Origin of the sequence: Lamprobacter modestohalophilus (genome assembly GCF_016583905.1) — a bacterium.
GTDB classification, from domain to species: Bacteria; Pseudomonadota; Gammaproteobacteria; order Chromatiales; family Chromatiaceae; genus Lamprobacter; species Lamprobacter modestohalophilus.
The window spans coordinates 131,683-146,208 of record NZ_NRRY01000007.1 but is presented as its reverse complement, the minus strand read 5'-3'; the positions used below and the strand labels follow the sequence as shown (position 1 = coordinate 146,208).

14 protein-coding genes, 1 tRNA gene and 1 pseudogene are annotated in these 14,526 nt (G+C 62.9%); 9 read left to right on the top strand and 7 right to left on the bottom strand.

Features of this window, described 5'->3' with window-relative positions; all coding sequences use genetic code 11:
• Nucleotides 1-9: 9 nt before the first annotated feature.
• Both CKO42_RS28460 and CKO42_RS06910 read right to left on the bottom strand, forming a co-directional pair.
• Nucleotides 10-741: a tyrosine-type recombinase/integrase gene (locus tag CKO42_RS28460; protein ID WP_420844276.1), complete on the bottom strand. Its 732-nt coding sequence runs from the start codon at nucleotides 739-741 to the stop codon at nucleotides 10-12.
• A 201-nt stretch (nucleotides 742-942) separates the two neighbouring features.
• On the bottom strand, nucleotides 943-2,169 hold the full coding sequence (locus tag CKO42_RS06910) for a site-specific integrase (RefSeq protein ID WP_200241009.1): 1,227 nt from the start codon (nucleotides 2,167-2,169) through the stop codon (nucleotides 943-945).
• Nucleotides 2,170-2,292: 123 nt separating this feature from the next.
• Here CKO42_RS06910 and CKO42_RS06905 point away from each other — a divergent pair.
• Nucleotides 2,293-2,523: pseudogene (locus CKO42_RS06905) on the top strand (IS66 family transposase); the annotation flags it as partial.
• Nucleotides 2,524-3,448: 925 nt separating this feature from the next.
• On the opposite strand, the gene CKO42_RS06900 reads toward CKO42_RS06905, so the two are convergent.
• Together CKO42_RS06900 and CKO42_RS06895 are read right to left on the bottom strand one after the other, a co-directional pair.
• Nucleotides 3,449-3,538: transfer RNA gene (locus CKO42_RS06900), tRNA-Ser, on the bottom strand.
• A 174-nt stretch (nucleotides 3,539-3,712) separates the two neighbouring features.
• The gene (locus tag CKO42_RS06895; protein ID WP_338034863.1) at nucleotides 3,713-4,333 is read right to left on the bottom strand and encodes a histidine phosphatase family protein; all 621 of its coding nucleotides are present in this window, start codon (nucleotides 4,331-4,333) and stop codon (nucleotides 3,713-3,715) included.
• Between the two features lie 66 nt (nucleotides 4,334-4,399).
• On the opposite strand from CKO42_RS06895, the gene CKO42_RS06890 reads away from it, so the two are divergent.
• From CKO42_RS06890 to CKO42_RS06875, 4 genes are all read left to right on the top strand, one after another.
• Nucleotides 4,400-4,714 (top strand): hypothetical protein, encoded by a 315-nt coding sequence (locus tag CKO42_RS06890; protein ID WP_200241005.1) that lies wholly within the window; start codon nucleotides 4,400-4,402, stop codon nucleotides 4,712-4,714.
• The gene (locus CKO42_RS06885; protein ID WP_200241003.1) at nucleotides 4,698-5,027 is read left to right on the top strand and encodes a hypothetical protein; all 330 of its coding nucleotides are present in this window, start codon (nucleotides 4,698-4,700) and stop codon (nucleotides 5,025-5,027) included. Before CKO42_RS06890 ends, CKO42_RS06885 begins: the two co-directional genes overlap by 17 nt.
• 218 nt (nucleotides 5,028-5,245) lie before the next feature.
• Nucleotides 5,246-6,061 (top strand): exodeoxyribonuclease III, encoded by an 816-nt coding sequence (xthA, locus tag CKO42_RS06880; protein WP_200241000.1) that lies wholly within the window; start codon nucleotides 5,246-5,248, stop codon nucleotides 6,059-6,061.
• 73 nt (nucleotides 6,062-6,134) lie between these two features.
• On the top strand, nucleotides 6,135-6,785 hold the full coding sequence (locus CKO42_RS06875; protein ID WP_200240998.1) for a CDGSH iron-sulfur domain-containing protein: 651 nt from the start codon (nucleotides 6,135-6,137) through the stop codon (nucleotides 6,783-6,785).
• Between the two features lie 147 nt (nucleotides 6,786-6,932).
• Here CKO42_RS06875 and mtaB read toward each other — a convergent pair whose 3' ends face one another.
• From mtaB to CKO42_RS06860, 3 genes are all read right to left on the bottom strand, one after another.
• Nucleotides 6,933-8,264, bottom strand: a complete 1,332-nt coding sequence (gene mtaB / locus CKO42_RS06870; protein ID WP_200240990.1) for a tRNA (N(6)-L-threonylcarbamoyladenosine(37)-C(2))-methylthiotransferase MtaB — start codon at nucleotides 8,262-8,264, stop codon at nucleotides 6,933-6,935.
• Nucleotides 8,265-8,280: 16 nt separating this feature from the next.
• The gene (locus CKO42_RS06865; protein WP_200240982.1) at nucleotides 8,281-8,787 is read right to left on the bottom strand and encodes an Hsp20/alpha crystallin family protein; all 507 of its coding nucleotides are present in this window, start codon (nucleotides 8,785-8,787) and stop codon (nucleotides 8,281-8,283) included.
• Between the two features lie 111 nt (nucleotides 8,788-8,898).
• The gene (locus CKO42_RS06860; protein WP_242479178.1) at nucleotides 8,899-9,381 is read right to left on the bottom strand and encodes a hypothetical protein; all 483 of its coding nucleotides are present in this window, start codon (nucleotides 9,379-9,381) and stop codon (nucleotides 8,899-8,901) included.
• A 204-nt stretch (nucleotides 9,382-9,585) separates the two neighbouring features.
• Between CKO42_RS06860 and CKO42_RS06855 the strand changes: the two genes are divergently transcribed.
• From CKO42_RS06855 to mrcB, 4 genes are all read left to right on the top strand, one after another.
• The gene (locus tag CKO42_RS06855) at nucleotides 9,586-10,044 is read left to right on the top strand and encodes a hypothetical protein (protein ID WP_200240980.1); all 459 of its coding nucleotides are present in this window, start codon (nucleotides 9,586-9,588) and stop codon (nucleotides 10,042-10,044) included.
• A 144-nt stretch (nucleotides 10,045-10,188) separates the two neighbouring features.
• Entirely contained in the window at nucleotides 10,189-11,115 is a 927-nt protein-coding gene (locus tag CKO42_RS06850; protein WP_200240978.1) for an ABC transporter ATP-binding protein, read from the top strand.
• Entirely contained in the window at nucleotides 11,112-11,927 is an 816-nt protein-coding gene (locus CKO42_RS06845; RefSeq protein WP_200240975.1) for an ABC transporter permease, read from the top strand. The genes CKO42_RS06850 and CKO42_RS06845 overlap by 4 nt, the downstream gene beginning before the upstream one ends.
• 174 nt (nucleotides 11,928-12,101) lie before the next feature.
• The gene (gene mrcB / locus CKO42_RS06840; RefSeq protein WP_338034862.1) at nucleotides 12,102-14,525 is read left to right on the top strand and encodes a penicillin-binding protein 1B; all 2,424 of its coding nucleotides are present in this window, start codon (nucleotides 12,102-12,104) and stop codon (nucleotides 14,523-14,525) included.
• Nucleotide 14,526: the final 1 nt, after the last annotated feature.

The following is a 14,526-nucleotide window of genomic DNA, read 5'->3' as shown; positions in this document are numbered from 1 at the left end:
GCGTTGCACTCATGACCGCTCACCTCCCTGGTGAGCCAGCAAACGCTCGGAGGCCAGCGCGAGCAGTTCGGGAACCGCTTGCAGATACCAATAGGTTTCGCGCGGGCTCGCATGCCCGAGGTAGGTCGTCAACTGCGGCATGAGCCGGTTCACATCCTCTCCATTGCGGTACCAGGCGATCAGCTGACGGGTGGCGAAGGTGTGCCTGAAATCTTGCAGCCGAGGACCCCGTCCGCTGCGCCCAGGCTGACGGGGACGCAAGCCCAGTGGCTGGCACAGCCGCGCAAAGGTCTTGCGCGCCCGATCACCGGGGACAGATGTCCCCTGGGGCGTGAGCAGAAAGGCGGAGGTCTTGCGCTGCGGCAGGAGACGATCACGTTGCTCGGCATACTGCGCTAAGCCCGCTGTCGTCGATGGCGTGATCGGAACCAGCCGCGATTTGCCGCCTTTCGACCCTTGAATCATCAGCACCTGCGCGTGCAGATCAACGTCATCCACAGAGAGCTTGAGTGCCTCGCCAGGACGCAGTCCAGTGGCGGCGAGCAATCCGATCAGGGTCTCGAAGGTGGCACCTTGCAACAGGCCACCGTTGAGTTGGCGCGCGGCGCCCATCAAGGCCGAGACCTCCTCAGGGCGGTAGATGTAAGGTGTTGGCCGCCGGTGTGGTGTCGGCAGGAGATGCCGTGGTGGAATCTCGGTGCGCGGATCGCTGGCCCGCAGCCAGCTGGCAAACCCGCGCACGATACCAAGGCGACGCGCATAGGTCGCCGGTTGCAATCCGCCCGGCAGGCAGGCCCAGCGTAGGGCCAAGGCGATTGTCACCACATCGGTCTGCTCTGCGATGAGGAAATCGACAAACTGGCGCAACACCGATTCGGGCCACTTCAATTGCGTCCCCAGCGCTCGACGTATCGACAGNACCAAGAGCGGTGTGCAGATCGGTCATTGGACCACCTCCTGCTTGCCCGGCCAGGCTTGGGCGACGTCACGCAGTCGCTCAAGATCGACGTTGGCATACCCTTGGGTGGTCGCGATGCAGCGGTGGCGTAAGACTTCAGCGATCTCGCTCAAGGAGGCGCCGTGGCGCAGCATCCGTGTGGCCAGGCTATAGCGAAAGATGTGTGCACCGACACGACCTCTGGGCAGCAGCCCGGCACGCTCAAGCGCGCGATGGGCGATCGCGCTGACCGTCGAGGGATCCTGCAAACCGATCCGCGGCGCCTGGCGGCTCAAAAAGAGCTGGCGCGAGTCACTGTGGCCTCGGGCGACACGCAGGTACTGCACGATCGCTTCGCCGACGTCTTGGAGCAATGGCAGGCGATCGAACTGGGCACCTTTGCCACGCACCAGAAGTTCGCCTTGCTCCCAGTGCACATCCTCCAAGCGCAGCGCGAGGACCTCACTCGCGCGTAAGCCCAAACGCGCCAAGAGTTGCAAGACGGCAAACTCCCGACAGCCGCGCAGAGACGAGCGATCAACCGTCGCCAGCACGCGCTCGATATCCTCATCGCTCAGGATCGGCGGCATGGGCTTGGGCTGGCAGCGTCCGATGCAGGGCAAAGCGGTTGAAAGATCGCGGCTGATGAGACCTTTCAGAAGGCAGAAACGCAGAAACGAGCGCAGCCCGGCGGCATACACTTTCACGGTGGCAACGGCATGCTCCGGGCTGAGCGTGAGCAGGTAGCGCTGGATCGCGCGCGCATCCAGGTCTGCGGCCTCTTCGGGCAGGTGCATGGCTTCGATAAAACCGCGCACACTGACCGCGTAAGCCGCGATCGAGTGAGCGCTGAGTCCTTGCTGGGACTGCAGATGCTCAAGGTAGCTGTGGCGCAGCGCGTCCGCCGTCGATCGTTCCATCGGGCGTGGCGGCAGAACCTTCGCCTCACGCAGATAGGCTAGGAACGCCTGCAATGCGCTGCGATGCTTGTAAAGACGACGACCGGGACTCGCCAAGAAGGCATCGATACAGGCATCGAGGTCGTCAACCTCACACAGGCGAATCCCCGACGTGTGGGTCCATTGTATAAACGGCACAATCCGGCGCGCCTTGCCGCGCCGGGTGTTCTCGGCATATCCGGCTTGGGTGAGGCCGGAAAGGAACGCCTCAAGATGGTGATCAAGATCGGGCTCACAGCAAGAAGGCCCAGAGGCAAAGTGCTGCTCGGACATAGCGTCTCTCCACAGATCTGGCGGTGTTGCCAGACCTGAGAGCCGACGGCATTATGCCGAACAGGTAAAGCCGAAAAGGCGCGAGCCATGCCAGACGCGGCGCGCCATGCGGCATAACCGAGGATGCGGCATAATGCCGCTGAGCAAGCCCTGCGCCACTGGGTCATTGCCCGCCGCATCATGATGGGAACGCGCAACGAGGCCGGGTCACGCACCTTCACCTTGCTGGCCAGCGTGATCGAAACCTGCCGCAAACGCGGGCATCTGCCTTGGCCCTATCTGGCCGCCGTCATCACTGAGCGACGCGCTGGCCGCACGGCTCCAGCGTTGCCGGCTCCAATGGCGGGTGTCTGAACGACTACTTCGCGAAATATATTGTTTGTGATTGTGACCGAAAAATCTATTTCATCACCCGACAAGCCGAAATAGTTCAAGATCGCGACCCCACCTCCAGGGCCACCAGAAAAGGTATCGGTGGAGATGGTGGTGTTTTTTTCAATCAAATTTTGGGTAAGCGTTATCGGCCTTGATCATCGCCTGGTTCAATACCTAGCCTAACGTGGGTGTAGCACGCCTAAGGAAAGTTTCGGCATGGAGAGGAGAATTGGCTAGAAGGGATGCAAGCGCGAGAAGCAGCATTGCGACAAGACCGGCGTGCGGGTCAGATCGATCGGAGCGTTTACCCCGAGGAAGCGAAGACCGATGTTCGGGGCAATGTCTGCGCAGAGGCTGAGCAGCGAGAGGTCGGGTGCAAACACGAGAAAGATCGGTGCTGGAATCAGCTACGATGCCGGGCTGCCCGAGTGTCCCTCGAGTTCTCCTGTACCTCTTCCACTCCAGTTGTCCCGAAGTGACGTTACTCGCGTCCACCATCCGCAATGCCCCATGCGTTGACGCGACTGTACCTTAGCCCTGCGCGTCTTGAGTCGTCAGTGCGATTGATATTACGCTGCGGAGCAACTCGGGAGATTTGATCTGGGGCAAGCGGTGTGCGGTTTAGGGGGCGCCTTCAGAACCTCGCTGCATGCTCTCTACCCGTAATCTGCGAGGGAGAGACTGAAGCGACACGAAGACGAGCCAACGATCTTCATCGATCATCCGGACTGCAGCTTAGCGCAGGATGGGATAATTTGAGGGGGAGCGATCCCAGGCAGGGATTCGGACGCTTAGCCAGTTCGACCACGAACGCCCTTGTGGGCATTTTTGGGGTCAACCCGCGAAATCTAGGCGAGATAAAAACCTTAATGCGTTGTTTTTAATGGTTTTATCGAAAATTGAATGGCGGAGAGGGTGGGATTCGAACCCACGGTACGCTCGCGCGTACACCTGATTTCGAGTCAGGCCCGTTCGGCCACTCCGGCACCTCTCCTAGACCCGATCTTCACGACTTTTAGTCGCAAGACGGCCAGATACTATATCATCCCAAGTTGCAGAGACCAACGGATTGCTGCAATTTCTGGTGCGGCACACACCCGGCAGATGACAGGCCGCAGCCGACACCGCTAAGCTGCCCGAGTATCTGCGAGGTCAGCCGAAGGCGCCGTCAGGGGTGCCGCCAACTGCGCAGCCGCTGGGCGTTGACGAACTCGAGGCTGATGCCATATCGGTCGTGCCGTACTCGGGTCAGGCCAGCGTAGTCGATGCGGATGCGATACCAATGCTGGGGGTCCGCATTCAGGACGTGACCGACGATGGCGCGGCTGACGCCAGCGTGACAGACAATGAGCAGGTGCCGTCCTGGATAAGTCGCGATCTGGCGATCGTAGGCACGTCCAATGCGGGCCTGCAATGCCTCCAGACGCTCGCCACCTGGCGGCCGGTTGGCGACCGGATCGCTCCGAAATGCGCTGAAGGTAGCGGGCTCTTCTTCCGCCAGTTCGGTCGGTCTTCGCCCCTCCCAAGCGCCCATGGCGACCTCGCGCAGCTCCGGGTCGACCGCAAGCGGTAGACCGTGACGGGCCGCTAGCTCGCTGGCGAAGTCGCGGGCGCGGGCCATGGGTGAGCTGAGGATGAGATCCCAGGGGTTGTCGTCACCAACGGCGGCGCGCATCTGCTGCCAACCGAGCGCGCTGAGTGGGTGATCGACGCCCTGCCCGCGGATCATGCGGCCGCCCAGCGGCTCGCCGTGGCGAATCAGGTCGACAATGGTATCTTGACAGGGCACAAGGATCTCCTTGGCGATGCGGCGGCCACTGGCCGCTCCTAGGTGTTGCGTGATTGAGGGTATCTTATGCTGAAACGAGACAAGACCTACGTCGGCCTCGAAGCCGACAGCTTCGGCGGCATGACGCCGACCGGCACCATTATTCACGACGCCCAAGTCTTCGGCTTGATCCCGGAAGAGGAAACCTGCGAGGGTTGGACGGTTTCTCGCGTCGAGGCGCTCTATGACCAGGTCAGCAAGGCCTGGCATCCCTATGGCCACCTCGTCTCCCGTCTGCCAGACGATCTGCGCGAGCGCCATCAGCGCATCTATGGCGCCGCGATCGAACGCGCCCGCGAGCGGGGCTGGTCCGCCGAGCTCTATGATGACCCAGAGATCTGAAGACCCACTGATCACCCGCCTGCTCGAGCTGGCTCGCGAGCTCACTGATGACTCCGAAGGCTATCTCGACCGCCAGGACGACCCACAGCTCTGGTACAACCGCGGCTACGCCAATGGCATGCTCGCCGCGCTCCACAGGCTCGGCTATGGCGCGGAGGCCGATGCCGCGGTCGACCCGGATTGCTACGATGCCGCTCGCGACCAGGCCCACCTCCCCTGGGGCAAGGCCTACGAGCACGGTCGCGAGATGGGGATCGGCGAAACCTACCAAGTCACGGGGCATCGCCCGCCTGAGTCAACGCAACCGGGCTAGCCGGCAAGGCGCAATCCAACAGGATCACTCTGGTCGAGCGCGCCGACCCGGAGCCTATCGCCTTGCTCAACCCGCTTTCTTGACTTACTTGCTCAAACCTCTTGCTCAAACCTCTTGCTCAAACCTCTTGCTCAAACCTCTTGCTCAAACCTCTTGCTCAAACCTCTTGCTCGATCCACTCGCTCGACCCACTCGCTCGACCCGATTCAGGAACCGGAATGACTCGACTGATCTCCTTTAACGTCAACGGCATCCGCAGCCGTCCGCACCAACTCGAGGCGCTGAAGGCGCGGCATGATCCAGATGTGGTCGGCATCCAGGAGTCGAAGGTCGCCGACGAGGCCTTTCCCACCGACGCCATCAGCGCCCTCGGCTGGCGCGCGGCCTACCATGGCCAAAAGGGTCACTACGGCGTCGCACTGCTCAGCAAACGCGATCCGCTGCGCGTGATCAAGGGCTTTCCGGAGGACGAGGTCGACGCGCAGCGGCGCGCGATTACCGGCTTCTACGGCCTCGATGACGGGACCGAACTGGCGGTCATCAACGGCTATTTCCCGCAAGGCGAGAGCCGCGCGCACCCGATCAAATTTCCCGGCAAGCAGAAGTACTACGCTGATCTGGCAAGGTACCTGCGCGAGCATTTCAGCCCCGATCAACCACTCGTGCTGATGGGCGACATGAATGTTGCGCCACAGGACGCAGATATCGGCATCGGTGCCGACAATGCGAAGCGCTGGCTGCGCACCGGCAAATGCAGCTTCCTGCCCGAAGAGCGTGAATGGCTGCAAACCCTGATGAACTGGGGCCTGAGCGACGCCTATCGCTGCGTTCATCCGGACAGCGACGACAGCTTCAGCTGGTTCGATTACCGCTCCCGCGGCTTCGAGCGCGAGCCCAAGCGTGGACTCCGCATCGATCTGATCCTCGTCTCAGCACCAGTGCGCAAACGTCTGCGCGACGCTGGCATCGACGATGACATCCGCGCCCTCGAGCGGCCGTCGGACCACTGCCCGGTGTGGATCGACATCGATTAACGGACACGCCGACCCCATTCCTTGCCGATAGACAGCCACTGCGCCAACCGGCCGCACCAGCCAGGAGACCACGATGAGCGAAAACAAGATCCACACATTCGAAGGCAACGAGATCGATGTGCACTGGGACCAACGCCTGTGCATCCATATCGGCGAATGCACCCATGCCGACAACAGCCTATTCGAGGGCGGACGCGAGCCCTGGTGCGTTCCGGACCAGGTCTCCAAGGCCGAGGTCCGCGAGGTTTGCGAACGCTGCCCAAGCGGGGCATTGAGCTACGTCGACAAAGACGGCACCGCTGAGCAGCCCGCTGCGGAGAACACCGGTCAAGTCGTCTACAACGGCCCACTCTATCTGACCGGGGAGCTCGACATCGAAGGTGCGCCGGAGGAGATGCCGGGGGTTCGCTTCCGTGCCGCACTCTGCCGTTGTGGTGCGTCGAAGAACAAGCCCTTCTGCGACAACAGCCACATCGAGGCTGGATTCGAAGACTTTGGCGCCATCGGCAAGAGCGGGCCAGGCCTCGAGGCCACTGGTGGGCCGCTGAAGATCAAGGCCATGCCGGATGGACCACTCAAGGTCGAGGGCAATCTCACGCTGCGAGCCGCCAGCGGACGCATCGCTTGGCAGGGCACCAAGACCGCACTCTGTCGCTGTGGCGCCTCGAAGAACAAACCCTTCTGCGATGCCAGCCATCGCGAGGCGGGGTTCAAGTCCGACTAGGTCAAGTCCGACTAGACGCAAGGCGCCGAGCTGGAGACCGGCTAAGGCGATCTCTGTCAAAGCTCCTGTCGCATGGGCCCGATTTTTATCGGGCCTTCTTGGAGCTTCGACGAGCGCATCATCTGCCTTTGCGCTCGCCGTGCCAGTCTATCGCACGGGCGTCACTAGGTCGGTATCAAGCATGGGATCGGCCTGCAGCCTAGGCCGCTGATCGACCCCATCGGGGTTGATCACGCCTTTGATCCGCACGGGGAGAAGACGGTTGCTCAGATCCACGCCAAGATTCGGGACCCGTGCGAGCAGATAGCCCGGCGTGTAGCCCAGCTGCAGCGATGCGTCGTCTTGCTGCCCACTGACGAAGCCCTCGATCAGAACCTCCTGAACCGATCCAACCTGGCGCTGAAGCCAAGCACGTTTGAGCCGCTGGGCGAGCGTATGCAGCTCGCGGCTGCGGGCGCGCTTGACCGGCGTTGGTACCTGATCTGACATCTCGGCGGCGCGAGTACCTTGGCGCGGCGAGTAATTGAAGATGTGCAAACCGCCGAAGCCGATCTGCTCGACGAAGGCGAGGGTTTGCATCCATTCCGACTCGGTCTCGCCGGGAAAGCCGACGATGATGTCGGTCGTGATATTGAAGTTCGGATGCGTGCTGCGCGCCAGCTCGGCCAGCCGCGCGAAGTCCGCCGTCTTGCAGCGCCGCGCCATCCGCTTGAGCACGCTGTCGGCGCCGCTCTGTAGCGGCAAGTGCAGATGCGGCATCATGCGCGGATGCTCGAACAGCTGCCAAAACCGCTCCGGCAGATCCCAAGGCTCGACCGAGCCCAGCCGGACCCGTGCCACATCGGTCTCGGCCAGCACGGCCGCCAGCAGTTCGCTGAGGCTGGTGTCGCAATCGCTGCCATAGCCCGCGGCATGCACCCCGGTCAGCACCACCTCTTGAATGCCATCGGCGACCAACTGGTTGATCTCGGCGCAGACCTCGGCGATCGGTCGGCTGCGCTCATCGCCTCGCGCGCGGGTTGTGATACAGAAACTGCACTGATAACGGCAACCATCCTGGATCTTGACAAACGCACGCTGCCGACCGCGCGCGAACAGCGCCGCCGCACCGGGCTCGGTCGCCGCCTCTGGCATCAACGGCAGCTGCAGCGCCTCCTCGGCGATGGCGACCAAGCGATCCTTGTCCTGGTTAGGCACCACCAAGTCGATACCCAGCTCGCCCAGCTGATGGGCCTCGAGCGACACTGCACAGCCACTCACGACCAAGCGGGCACGCGGATTTTCGCGCTGCAGCCGACGCAACAGTTTGCGCGACTTGCGCACCGCCTCGGCGGTAACGGCACAGGTATTCACCACCACCAGATCCGCCGCATCGCCCTCGCCGCTGATCCGGCAGCCGCGGGCCTCCAGCTCGCGCGACCAGCCAGCCAGCTCGGCCTCATTGAGGCGGCAGCCCAGGGTGCTCAGCTTGGCCCGCACGCCGTCTTGCCGAGGATTAGCGCCAGCCAGGCACCTGGCGGCGCGGGATCAGGATGCGCACCTGCTCGGCGCTGTCTTCACGCGTCAGACCGAAGACATCGCCATCAGGCGGCACCGGCAGCCGACGCGTGCTGCTTCCGCTCGAGACACGATAACTCTCGCGATAGCCGCGACCATCATCGAACGTCTCTGAGCGGCGGGTTCGCGCATCGCGCCGCATGCGCACGAGCAGCGTCTGCCCAAACACCGTCTGCCCAAACGGCCGCACCTGCACATCGTCCGGCGCCAGCCCATTGAGATCGATGATCAGGATATAGGCATCCTCGGTGCGCTCCTGCGTCATCCGCACCTGCCCCGTACTCCAGCGATGCCCAGCGCTGGAATCGGGCAATGGCGCACGATAAGGCATCGCCGGCACAGGCACAGGCTGCTCGCCGACCGGCCCTCGAGGCGGCGCGGCGAAGCCACTGGTCAGCGCCACCGACAGGCTGATGCCGAGCGCAGCAGCCGTTAAACGGGCCATCGACCCATTAGCCAAACATGGTTTCATTGGACCAGTCCTCTGCAGGTGAGCGAAAGGGATTCAGCACAGCTTCATTATAGGCTTGCTTCACGATCAGCCATGGTCGCAGCCTCAGGCACGCAGCTTCCAGGTGGGACAGCCGGCCGTATCGATGAGCCCATGCCGCAGCAGCCAGTCGCGCGCGTCGGCCGCGTCTCGTTCGAACCAAGCCGCTGTACTGCCGAGCCTAAAACTGTAGCCCCAGGCGTCCATGTCAACAAAGAGGCGCTCAGCACCAACCGTCGCGAGCTGGTTGGCCATCAGAATCTGCAGATAGCAGACCGCATCTTCCTCGGCGAAGCCACCACCGGCATCGGTATGCAAAGCGGCGCGGCGCGATGCATCCATGCAGACGAAATGCGCGGCCTCGTGCAGTGCTGAATGCACCGGGGTATCGTCGCGCAGATAGATCACTGAGCCGATTAGTCCCGCCTCCGGCGCGCCCCAATAAGAGCCCGGGATCGGTGATGCAGACTCGACGCGTGCCGTGCACAGCGGCTTGAACCGGCGCAGTAACGCATCGATCTCTGGACGGCAGTCGTGGTAACAAAGCATCTGGTCGTCTGTCTTCTCTATCGAATCGATTGTCGTTGATGGCCCATGACGCGGTCTCAAACACCCTGCGCCAGCGCCTGCTGAGCAACGCCACCTGCTGCGCTACACCAAGAGGATTCTTCGATGGCACGCCATGCCCCCGACACCTTTTCAAGCCCCGCGACCTCTAGTCCCGCGACTTCTAACACCACGACTCCAGCCGAAATGACACTCGGAACGACCCTACCGGCGCAACTCAAGTCCGCCCAACACATTCAAGCCGGCCAGATGGGTCAGGTCGCTGCCCGCGCGGTCGTCATCCTCAGCGTCTTCGGTGGACTCGGCATCGGTACCCTACTGATGCTTGCACTTGCAGGACCAGCCCCAGAGCGCCTGCAGCAGGATGCCGAGCTCGCCGGCCTGGTGCGGAGCATGGTCCTGGTGAAGGGCATCATCATGCTCGCCGCGCTGAGCCTCGTGACCTGGCGGCTGGGCCGCCCCATCGCGCGACTGCCGCTGCTCGGCTACGCGGTCAGCCTTGGCGTCTCGGCGGCCGCGCTCGCCTGGATGTGGAGCCTGAATGCGATCCCGATCGCTGCCCTCTTTTTCTACGGCGGCCTCATCAGCGGCTTCTTCACCGCCTCGCGCGACCACTTTCTGCCGCCGAGCCGACCCAACGCCTAGATCCAACGTCTGGACCGAACGATAAGCAACCCGCGCCGCCAGCCCGCCAAGCCCATGCTTGCCCGACGCGAGCGAGGCATCAGTTGCCAATAGCTGAGCTGAACGTGCTAGCGTAGTGGGTTTTTCACGCCTTTCCCATCTCGTATGCCCGCACTCAGCGTCCACCAGCTCAGTAAGACCTATGCCAACGGCCTCCAGGCCCTAAATGCTGTCGATCTCCAGGTCGAAGCGGGCGATTTCTTCGCGCTGCTTGGCCCAAACGGCGCTGGCAAATCGACGCTGATCGGCATCGTCACCTCGCTGGTGCGCAAGAGCGGCGGTCGCGTCGAGGTCTTCGGCCACGATCTGGATCGCGAGCCAGAGGCCGTGCGCGCCAACATCGGCGTGGTTCCACAGGAGTTCAATTTTAACCTGTTCCTGCCCGCGATCGAAGTCGTGCTGAACCAGGCCGGGTACTTCGGGGTCCCGCGCAAAGAGGCCCGCAGCCGGGCCGAGATGCTGCTGCGCAAGCTCGATCTCTGGGATCGGCGTGAGACCGAGATGCGCCGGCTCTCCGGTGGCATGAAACGGCGTCTGATGATTGCGCGAGCGCTGGTGCACCGTCCACGCCTGGTGATCCTCGATGAGCCCACCGCTGGCGTCGATATCGAGATTCGCCGCACCATGTGGGGCTTCATGCGCGAGATCAACGCCGAAGGCACCACCATCATCCTCACCACGCACTACCTGGAAGAGGCCGAAAGCCTCTGCCGCAACATCGCCATCATCGACCATGGACGCATCCAGTCTCGCACCGATATCGCCACCTTGCTCAGTGAGCTCGACACGGAAACCTTCGTGCTGAACCTCAAAGGACGCGTCTGCCAGCTGCCGTCGCTCGGCGGCTTCGTGCTCGAGCATATCGACGAGAGCACGCTTGAGGTGCAGATCAGCCGCGAGCACACCATCAACGGGCTGTTCGAGGCGCTCTCGCGCAATGGCATCGAGGTGTTGAGCCTACGCAATAAGCAGAACCGCCTCGAGAAGCTGTTTCTCGATCGGGTCGAGGCGGGCCGAGGAGCAACCCCATGAACATCAACGCCGCAGACAAAGGACCGCTGATCGACGCCAACCGCTGGCGTCGCTATCAGATCACCTTCACCACCCTGTTCAGCAAGGAGGTGACGCGCTTCTCGCGCATCTGGATACAGACCATCCTGCCCTCGGCGATCACCACCACGCTCTATTTCGTTATCTTCGGCCGCCTGATCGGCGATCGCATCGGCCCCATGGAAGGCCTCGCCTACATCGATTTCATCGTCCCCGGGCTGGTGCTGATGGCGGTGATCACCAATGCGTACAGCAATGTCGTCTCCTCGTTCTACAGCAGCAAATTCTCGCGCTACATCGAGGAATTGCTGGTCTCGCCGGCGCCGAACTGGGTCATCTTGGCCGGATATGTCGCCGGTGGCGTTGCCCGCGGACTGCTAGTGGGCATCGTGGTCTTGATCGTGGCCGCCTTCTTTACCAGCTTCAGCATCCACAATATCGGCGTGACCTTTCTGATCCTGTTGCTCACCGCCATCCTGTTTTCGCTCGGTGGCTTCATCAACGCCATCTATGCCAACAGCTTCGACGATATCTCGATCGTGCCAACCTTCGTGCTGGCACCCCTCACCTATCTCGGCGGTGTCTTCTACTCGATCGAACTGCTGCCGCAGCCCTGGCAAACCCTCTCTCTTGCGAACCCGATCCTGTACATGATCAACGCCTTTCGCTATGGCCTACTCGGCGTCAGCGATATCCCGCTCGGCTTCGCCTTCCTCATCATCGCCATCTTCATCGCGGCCCTTGGCTACTACAGCCTGAGCCTGTTGCGACGCGGCATTGGCATCAAGCAGTGAGGCCGCGGCTCGCGGACAGATCAGCCGATCCCTGCTTGTGACCCGATGCCCGTAATGGGATGATTAGCTTCCGATTTCGCCTGCTGAAATAGGCTGCACCGCGCAGACAGGGCTAAGACTGGCCGTGACGGTGCAGCAGGCACAGCAAACAGCCCCCTTCAGGAAACACCCCGAGTGGCCAAAGCCAAAATCACCGCCCCTTCGCCCAAACGCAGGCAGCCGCGCCGGCGCCGCCGTGGGCTCGGACTCTGGGCCTTTTTCTTCAGTTCTATCCTACTGTTAGCCCTCATCGGCGCCTTAGGTCTCGGGCTGTATGGGGTCCAGCTCGACAAAGTGGTCCGAGAGAAGTTCGAGGGCCAACGCTGGGCACTTCCCGCGCGCGTCTTCGCGCGACCACTCGAGCTCTATGTTGGCCGCCCCATCACCCAAGACGCCCTCATCGGCGAGCTCGAACGGCTCAAGTATCGGCGCAACGCCGGCCTCGAGCGCGCCGGTCGCTTCCATGTCGAAGGCGATCGGGTTCTGATTCGCACCCGCCCGTTCCGATTCTGGGACGGCGCGGAGCCGGAACAGCGAGTCGAGGTTCGCATCGCCGACGGGTTGGTCACCGACATACGCTCCGGCGCTAACGGCCGCGACCTGGCCCTGGTCCGACTCGACCCCGCGCTCATCGCCAGCATCTATCCGACCCACAACGAAGACCGGGTGCTGCTACAACGCAAGCAGCTCCCACCGCTGCTGATCAAGACCTTGCTCGCGGTCGAGGACCGGAGCTTCTACAAGCACCAGGGGATCGACCCCAGGGGGATCATCCGCGCCGCCTACGAGAACCTGATGGCGGGTCGCACGGTGCAGGGAGCCAGCACCCTGACGCAGCAGCTGGTGAAGAATTTCTATCTCACGCAAGAGCAAACGCTCGAGCGCAAGGCCAAAGAGGCCTACATGGCGGTGCTGCTGGACCAGCGCTATTCGAAGGACGAGATCCTGACCACCTATGCCAATGAGGTCTATCTTGGCCAGGATGGCAGTCGCGCGATCCACGGCTTTGGCCTCGCGAGCCGGTTCTATTTCGACCGCGACATCGATGAGCTGACGGTGCCACAGATCGCGCTGCTGGTCGGAATCCTGAAAGGGCCAGGCGAATACAACCCACGCCGCAACCCGGAGCAGGCAACGGCGCGTCGCAATCTGGTCATCGACGTCATGGCCTTCCACCAGATCATCACCGCTGACCAAGCCGAGGCGGCCAAGAGCAGCCCGCTCGGCATCAAGGACGGCGGCGCCAAGCCGTCCGGCGTGTACCCCGCCTTCGTGCAGCTCGTGCGCCGCCAGCTCCAGCGCGACTATCGTGAAGCGGACCTGCGCTCCGAGGGGCTGCGCATCTTTACCACCCTGGACCCATTGATCCAGAGTCAGACCGAAGCCGCCATCGGCGAGCGCATGCCAAAGCTTGACAAGCAGCGCGGATATTCCCTCGGCACGCTCGAGACCGCAGCGGTGGTCACCTCGGTCGCTCAAGGAGAGGTGCTGGCGATCGTCGGCGGCCGCGACACCGAGTATGCGGGCTTCAATCGGGCTCTCGACGCCGTCCGCTCGATCGGCTCGTCGATCAAGCCGGTGATCTATCTGACCGCATTGGCGCAGCCCGAACGCTTCTCGCTGGTCAGCCCGATCGCTGACAAACCGATCAGCCTGCGCGCCGGCGGCGAGCTGTGGACGCCGAAAAACTACGATCATCGGGTGCATGGCACAGTGCCGCTCTACAAAGCGCTGGCCAAGTCCTACAACCTCGCTACCGTCAACCTCGGACTCCAGGTTGGCGTTGGCGAGGTCGCCAAGATGCTGCGGAAGCTTGGCGCCGTGCGCCCGGTCAGCGAGGTACCGGCGATGCTGCTCGGCTCGGCCTCGCTGCCACCGATCGAACTCGCGCAGGTCTATCAGACCATCGCCGCCGGCGGCTTTCGCGCCCCATTGCGCGCCATTCGCGAGGTGCTCGACGCCTCCGGCCAGCCGCTCAATCGCTATCCGCTCGCGGTCGAGCCGGTGGTCAGCAGCGATGCTGCCTATCTCACCCAATGGGCGATGCGTCAGGTGGTTGAGCAAGGCACCGCGACCTGGCTCAAGCAACGCTTACCGGATGGGATGACCGTCGCCGGCAAGACCGGGACCACGAATGACATGCGCGACAGCTGGTTCGCCGGCTTCAGCGCCGACCGCGTGCTGGTGGTCTGGGTCGGACGCGATGACAACAAACCGATGGGCCTGAGTGGCTCGAGCGGTGCGTTGCGGGTCTGGGGTGACATCATGGCCGAGATTGGCAGCGAGCCCCTGAGCGACGCTTTCCCAGACACGATCGAGATCGCCAGCGCCTGCGGAAGCAGCGATATCCCCTTTAGCCGTGGCCATACCGGCGGCAGCGCAGCCTGTGGCGGTGGCGGTGGGGGCCGCTCAAGATCAGCGCCCGCCGCCAGTGACAATGACGAGCCGAAGCTGGCCCAGGGCGAGCCTGCGAACCAGCCCGATCCGACACCGCCGCGCCGCGAGCGCCAAGAGCGGCCCCAGAACAGCCCTTTCATGAGCGATTTTTACGGCAACTGAC